The 3,623-nt window shown below is 61.7% G+C and carries 4 protein-coding genes; 1 reads left to right on the forward strand and 3 read right to left on the reverse strand.

The features are described from left to right. The 3 genes from QZ326_RS11905 to QZ326_RS11915 form a co-directional block, all read right to left on the reverse strand. A partial coding sequence (locus QZ326_RS11905; RefSeq protein WP_295745494.1) for a HAMP domain-containing sensor histidine kinase occupies positions 1-949 on the reverse strand: 949 nt, incomplete at its 3' end. A 64-nt stretch (positions 950-1,013) separates the two neighbouring features. Beyond that, positions 1,014-1,691, reverse strand: a complete 678-nt coding sequence (locus tag QZ326_RS11910; protein WP_295745496.1) for a response regulator transcription factor — start codon at positions 1,689-1,691, stop codon at positions 1,014-1,016. 33 nt (positions 1,692-1,724) lie between these two features. Then, complete coding sequence (locus QZ326_RS11915; protein WP_295745499.1) at positions 1,725-2,096, reverse strand: helix-hairpin-helix domain-containing protein; 372 nt, start codon at positions 2,094-2,096, stop codon at positions 1,725-1,727. A 109-nt stretch (positions 2,097-2,205) separates the two neighbouring features. On the opposite strand from QZ326_RS11915, the gene QZ326_RS11920 reads away from it, so the two are divergent. Then, on the forward strand, positions 2,206-3,567 hold the full coding sequence (locus QZ326_RS11920; protein ID WP_295745501.1) for a D-alanyl-D-alanine carboxypeptidase family protein: 1,362 nt from the start codon (positions 2,206-2,208) through the stop codon (positions 3,565-3,567). Positions 3,568-3,623: the final 56 nt, after the last annotated feature.

The raw sequence follows: 3,623 nt of genomic DNA on the forward strand, positions 1-3,623 counted from the left end.
CCTTCTCCTGGGCCACCAGGTTCATCATCCGCATCACCTGCTCCAAAACCGGCAGCACGTCCACCACCTCCGGCTTGCCCACGGCGCCGCTATCCAGCCGCGTCAGGCGCAGGAGGTCCTCCGTAATCCGGGCCAGCCGCTCCGCCTCCTGGCCGATGTCGGAGACAAACTCCCGGGTAATGGCCGGGTCGATGTTCTCCGTCTGCAAAATAGAGTCTGTCAGCAGCCGGATGGCCGCCAGTGGCGTTTTCAGCTCATGGGAGGCGTCGGAGACGAACCGCCGCCGGGCGCTCTCCGTAGTCTGAAGGCGGTCCGTCAAACTGTTGAACTCCTGGGCGATCTGGGCGATCTCGTCCTTTCCCCGAATGTCCGCCCGGTGGCTGTATGCCCCCGCCCGCACCTGGCGAATGGCGGTCAGAAGGCGTCCAATCTTCTGGGTCAGCGCCCGGGAGAGGACCATGCTCAGCGCCAGCACCACCACGGCGATCACACCGGATAACCGCAGGAGATTTCCCTGGAGCCCCGCCAGCAGGGCGGCCTGCTCCGTGTCGTACTCGTAAGCATACACCGCGCCGATGATCTGGTTGCGGTACAGCACCGGCGATGACGCCCGGCTGCGAAAGGCCCCTCTGCCGTACGTGCAGGTGAACGCGTCATTCCCCAGCAGAGCCTGGACGATTTCCGTATACAGTCCGTACTCCCCGATGGCACCGCCGGTCTCCCGGGTGTCGTAGAGAATCCGGCCCGTGCTGTTGGTCACCAGCACCCGGGACAGGCTGGATTCCTCCACCACCGCCATGGCGGCCGCCACATTCTCCTCTGTCAGCTGGTCCAGGCCGGAGAGGGAGTACACAATGACAGATACGCTGCTTTGCAGCGTGGTCTCTTTGGAGCGGAACACCAGATCCTCCGACACCATCAGAGGGTAGGTGTTCAGCAGCAGCAGCACCCCCGCGATGACGGCAATATAGCTCAGGCCGAACCGGAACTGGATGCTGCTCCAGATCGAAGGCTTATTCCTTGAAATAGTACCCCACCCCCCACTTCGTGCAGATGTGCTCCGGCTCCGCCGGATTTTTCTCCAGCTTCTCCCGCAGGCGGCGGATATGAACGTCTACCGTGCGGTAGTCCCCGGCGTAGGAGTACCCCCACACCACGTTCATCAGATTCTCCCGGCTGTAAACCCGCCGGGGATTGCGCATCAAAAGCGCGATGAGATCGTACTCCTTGGCGGTCAGCTCCACGCTCTCCCCGGCCCGCATGGCTGTCCGCTCCTCGGTATTCAGCACCAGCTCCCCCGCCGTCAGCAGCGTCCCCCGGCTGCGCTGAACGCCGGCGGCCCGCCGCAAAAGAGCCCGCACCCGGGCCTTCAGCTCCAGCACGTTGAAGGGCTTGGTCAGATAATCGTCCGCCCCGCACTCAAACCCCATCAGCTTGTCTGAATCCTCGCTCTTGGCGGTGAGCATAATAACGGGCACGTTGGAAAACTCCCGGATACGCATACAGGCCTCCAGCCCGTCCACCTCCGGCATCATCACATCCAAAATGATCAGGTCGAACTTTCCCTCCCGGGCCAGCTCCACGGCGGCGGCACCGTCATAGGCGCACTCCACCTCGTAGCCCTCGTTCTCCAGATTGAATTTCATGCCTTTGACCAGCAGCTTCTCGTCATCCACAACCAAAATTTTCATAGCAGCTCCTAAATTAAAGAGAATCAATTTCCGTCAACCGCCCACCGTGATCCGGCCCTCCAGCTCCGCCAGCTTTGCCTCGCCAATGCCGGAGACCCTCTTCAGGTCCTCCGCCGTCTCAAACGGACCGTACTCCGCCCGGTACTCCACAATCCGCTCCGCCAGCACCGTGCCGATGCCCGGCAGGCCCGCCAGCTCCTCTGCCGTGGCGCTGTTGATATCCAGGGGCGACACATCCGGCATAAAGGACTCCTGGGAAACGGCGGTCTCTGTCTCCACAACCACCGGCGACGCCTCCAGGGCCGCCCGGTCCCGGAAAAACAGCACCAGCAAAAACGCCAGGAACAGCGCCGTCAGTCCCAGCAAAATTTTTTCGCATTTTACAGCATTTCCTCTCTCGTCCACTGTTGAACTCCCGTGCTTTTTTTGTTATACTGGTTCTGTCGAATTCCGCCGGCTTTCGCCGGTTTCTTTTGCCTGATAAAAATTGTACCACAAATTCCGGGAGAATGATATGAAAATCCATCGTTTTTTATCGGTTTTTTTGCTGGCCGCGCTGGTCATGACCCTGTGGGCCTCTCCCCGGGCCGCCGCCCTGGCGGAACCGGACATCCAATGTAAGGCGGCGCTGCTGGTGGACGCCCACACCGGCGCCGTCGTCTACGCCAAAAACGAACACCAGGAGCTCTATCCCGCCAGCCTGACCAAGATCATGACCTGCCTTTTGACCCTGGAGGCCATTGACAAAGGAAAGCTGAGCATGAACCAGGCCGTCACCGCCACCGCCACCGCCCTGGAGGGACTGCCCAGCGACGGCAGCACGGCGGGCATTCAGGCCGGCGAGGTCATGACGGTGGAACACCTGCTGTACTGCATGATGGTGGTCTCCGCCAACGAGGCCAGCCAGATCCTGGCGGAGACCATCTCCGGCTCCGTGGCCGCCTTTGTGGGGGAGATGAATGCCAAGGCTGAGGCCCTGGGCTGCAAAAACACCCACTTCGTCAACCCCCACGGCATCCACGATTCCCAGCACTACACCTCCGCCTGGGACATGTACCTCATTGCCAGGGAGGCCATGAAGCACGAGCAGCTGATGACCATCTGCGACACGCCCACTGTCGTCATTCCCGCCACCAATACCAGCCCTGCCCGCACCCTGCGCACCACCAACTATCTGATCGGCAGCTGGTACACCCGTGGCTACCTCAACGGGGATGCCCACGGCATCAAGACCGGCTCCACCTCCCAGGCGGGGCACTGTCTGGTGTCCACCGCCACCCGGGGCACCCGGAGCTTTACCAGTGTGGTGCTGGGAGGCGACCGGGCGGAGCTGGAGAACAACGAGATCCGGACATACAGCTTTTACGACACCAACCAGCTCTTCAACTGGGCCTTTGACAACTTTACCTACCAGACCCTTTTGCGGGAAGACGACATGGTACTGGATGTAGCGGTGTCCCTGTCCGAAGCGGACCATGTGGTTGTCCATCCCCGGAATGATGTAGAGGTACTGCTGCCCAATGATATCTCCCCGGAGACGATGGAGCGCGAGGTCACGCTGAAGGCTGACCCGGTGGAGGCCCCCGTCACCGCCGGCGACGTGTTGGGAACCATGGTCCTCAGCTACAACGGCGAGGAGTACGCCTCCGTAGACCTGCTGGCGCTGAACGGCGTGGAGGCCTCCCGCTCCCAGATCTTCCTGCGGGACCTGAAACTCTTCTTTGGCAAGACCCCGGTGAAGATTGCCGTCGCCGCGCTGGCGGTACTGGTGGTTCTGCTGGCTGCCTGGAAGCTGATCTTCAGCCGCCGGCGCTACCGTTACGGCCGCAGTGTAGGCCGGGGCCGCCGGAACGGGTACCGGGGCCGCAGGCGCTGAAAAGTCAAAACCTCCGGCTAAGCCGGAGGCTTGAATAAGCCCTAGAAGGGCATGAT

Source organism: uncultured Oscillibacter sp., from assembly GCF_910587525.1.
Classification (GTDB): domain Bacteria; phylum Bacillota; class Clostridia; order Oscillospirales; family Oscillospiraceae; genus Oscillibacter.